This is a genomic window from Mycobacterium sp. UM_11 (assembly GCF_001414075.1).
Classification (GTDB): Bacteria; Actinomycetota; Actinomycetes; order Mycobacteriales; family Mycobacteriaceae; genus Mycobacterium.
Genome location: NZ_LATC01000191.1, coordinates 1 through 3450, shown reverse-complemented (window position 1 = coordinate 3450; position 3450 = coordinate 1). Strand labels below are relative to the sequence as shown.

Sequence of the window (3450 nt, the reverse complement as noted above, 5' to 3'; positions counted from 1 at the left end):
ATGTGTATAAGAGACAGGGCCCCGGCCGGCAACCGTGGTGGCGGCACGGTGACGATACCGGGCTACTCCGGTGGTGGGCACGTGGTCGGCGTGGACTACCCGCGCCCCCTCGACCCGCCCCCCGGCCCGCCGCCGCCGCCGGCCCCGCCGTCGGCCGGCCCCGACGCGTTCAGCGGCGTCGCACCGGATGTGGACCTCATCGCGATCCGCCAGTCCAGCCAGGCCTTCGGGCTCAAGGACGCCTACACCGGCGACGAAGACCCGCAGACTCGGGCGAAGATCGACGGCGTGCAGACGATGGCGCGGGCGATCGTGCACGCCGCCAACATGGGCGCGCAGGTCATCAACATCTCGGACGTGACCTGTATGAGCGCGCGCAACATCGTCGACCAGCGGGCGCTGGGTGCCGCGGTGCGCTACGCGGCGGTCGACAAGAACGCAGTCATCGTGGCCGCGGCCGGGGACACCAACAAGAAGGACTGCAAGCAGAACCCGCCGCATGATCCGTTGCAGCCCAACGATCCTCGCAACTGGAACTCGGTCACCACCGTCGTCACGCCGTCCTGGTTCAGCGACTACGTCCTGACGGTGGGAGCGGTCGACGAGGACGGCCGGCCGCAGACCGGGGGCCAGGGTCAGGGATCGACGAGCGTGTCCGGCCCGTGGGTGGGCATCGCTGCGCCGGGCACCGACGTCGTCGGGCTGTCCCCGCGCGACGACGGCGTCATCAACGCGATCGACGGACCGGACAACACGCTGCTGGTCCCTTCCGGCACCAGCTTCTCGGCCGCGATCGTGTCCGGTATCGCAGCGCTCGTCCGTGCCAAGTTCCCCCAACTCTCGGCCTATCAGGTCATCAACCGGCTGACCCGCACCGCGCGGGCACCGGCGCGCGGGGTCGACAACCAGGTCGGGCACGGCATCGTCGACCCGGTGGCCGCATTGACGTGGGATGTACCCGAAGGTCCGTTGAAGCCGCCACAGCAACTTTCAGCGCCGCTGAACATACCGAAACCCGTCCCGCACCGGGATATGGTGCCAGTGTGGGTGGCCGCGGGAGGCCTGCTCGGGGCGTTACTGATCGGTGGGGGCGTGTTTGGTACGGCGATGCTCATGAAGCGATCGCGGAAGCAGCAATAGGGCGGAGCAGCAACAGTCATGAAGGCTCAGCGAAAATTGGGGTTGTCGTTGTCGTGGCCACGGGTCACGGCGGTGTTCCTGGTCGACATCGCGATCATGGTGGTGGCCAGCCACTGCCCGGAGTCCTGGCAGGGCAACTATCGCATCGCGTTCTGGGTGGGCGTCGGCCTCGCGGTTTTGGTCGCCCTCTTCTCGCTGATCACCTATCACGGCATCACGCTCACGTCGGGATTGGCCAACTGGCTGTGGGATTGGTCCGCCGATCCGGGCACCGCGCTGGGCGCCGGTTGCACTCCCGCGGTCGACTACCAGCGCCGGTTCGGCCGCGACAAGGTCGGCGTGCGCGAGTACGAGGGCCAACTGGTCTCGGTGATCGCGGTGAACGGGGGTGACGACGACCCCTCGTCGCGCCACCGGCACCGGACGTCGTCGCCCGCCCTGCTGGTGCAGGCCGTGGCGGATGGGTTGCAGCAGTTCGACATTCACCTCGATGACATCGACATCGTGTCGGTCAAGGTGCGCCGGGGCGGCAACGCGGCGGAGCTGTCGAAGCTCGACGACTGGGGCCCCGAGGAGTGGGAGGTGGCCAACGGCGAGCCCACCTCTTACGTTCGCCGCACCTGGGTGGTGGTGCGGATGAACCCGCAGCTCAACATCGCCGCGGTCGCGGTCCGCGATTCGCTGGCTTCGACGTTGGTCGCGGCCACCGAGCGGCTGGCGCAGGATCTCGACGGGCTCACCTGTGCCGCAAAGCCGTTGACCGCCGAGGAGCTCACCGAGGTCGACCGCGCGGTACTCGCCGACCTGGAGCCGACCTGGAGCCGGCCCGGCTGGCGCCACCTCAAGCACTTCAACGGGTTCACCACCAGCTTCTGGGTGTCGCCCGCCGACATCACCACGGACACGCTGGATGCGCTGTGGGAGGCGGACACCGTCGCCACCGTGCTGACGGTCCGGCTCAGCGCCCAAGCGGGCCGGCCACACGTGTCGGCCTGGGTGCGCTACCACACCGAGAAGCGGCTGCCCCGGGACGTGACGGCCGGGCTCAACCGCCTCACCGGACGTCAGTTGGCCGCGGTCCGCGCCAGCCTGCCCGCCCCGTCGACGCACGCCTCGCTTTCGCTGCCGAGCCGCGCCTTGCATGACGACGACGAACTCACGCTGTCGGTCGATCAACTGCGAGGGAGCCCGGCCGGCGTGCCTGCGGCACAATGACGCGGCCGCAATCGACCGCTGAGGGCGCCCGCAACGCGATGGTCGCCGGCCTGTTGGCATCGGGTATTTCGGTCAACGGGCTGCAACCGAGCCACAACCCGCAGGTCGCCTCCCAGATGTTCGCCACGGCCAGCAACCTCGATCCCGGGATGTGCGACGCCTGGCTGGCGCGCTTGCTGGCGGGGGAGCGCAGCATCGAGGTGCTGGCCGGCGCCTGGGCGTCGATCCGCACGTTCGGGTGGGAAACCCGCCGGCTCGGCGTCACCGATCTGCACTTCCGGCCCCAGGTCTCCGACGGGTTGTTCCTGCAGCTGGCCGTCACCAGCGTGGAGTCGCTGGCGTGCGCTTACGCCGCCGTGCTCGCCGAGGCCAAACGCTACGAGGAGGCGGCGGAGCTGCTCGACGGCGTCGAGCCGCGCCAGCCCTTCGAGCAGGAACTGGTCGACTACGTCCGCGGCGTGCTGTATTTCCGCACCGGGCGGTGGCCCGACGTGCTCAGCCAGTTCCCGGAGGGCAAGGTCTGGCGACAGCCCGAACTGAAGGCGGCGGGGGCGGCCATGGCGACGACGGCGCTGGCGTCGCTGGGCGTCTTCGAGGAGGCGCTGCGGCGCGGCCAGGACGCCATCGAAGGTGACCGGGTGCCGGGGGCGGCCAACATCGCCCTCTACACCCAGGGGATGTGCTTGCGGCACCTGGGGCGCGAGGACGAGGCCGTCGAACTGCTGCGCCGGGTGTATTCGCGGGACCCCAAGTTCAGCCCGGCCCGCGAAGCGCTGGACAACCCGAACTATCGGTTGGTCCTGACCGACCCGGAAACCATTGAGGCGCGCAAAGATCCGTGGGACGCGGACAGCGCGCCGAGCCGTGCCGAGACGGAGGCCGCCCGCCACGCCGAGGAGGCGGCACGGTATCTCGCCGAGGGTGACGCGGAGCTCAACGCGATGCTGGGCATGGAGCGGGCCAAGCGGGAGATCAAGCTCATCAAGGCGACGACGAAGGTGAACCTGGCGCGCGCCAAGATGGGCCTTCCCGTGCCCGTGACGTCGCGCCACACCCTGCTGCTGGGGCCTCCCGGGACCTGTCTCTTATACACAT

The 3450-nt window shown here is 69.5% G+C and carries 2 protein-coding genes and 1 pseudogene; all 3 read left to right on the top strand.

Going from position 1 to position 3450, the window contains the following annotated elements:
• The coding region (locus WU80_RS24340) for a S8 family serine peptidase (protein WP_156371872.1) at window positions 1-1140 on the top strand (1140 nt) is incomplete at its 5' end.
• Window positions 1141-1158: 18 nt separating this feature from the next.
• Window positions 1159-2355 (top strand): type VII secretion protein EccE, encoded by a 1197-nt coding sequence (gene eccE / locus WU80_RS24335; protein WP_055405604.1) that lies wholly within the window; start codon window positions 1159-1161, stop codon window positions 2353-2355.
• Window positions 2352-3450 (top strand): annotated as a pseudogene (locus WU80_RS24330) (type VII secretion AAA-ATPase EccA); the annotation flags it as partial. The gene eccE and the pseudogene WU80_RS24330, both read left to right, overlap by 4 nt.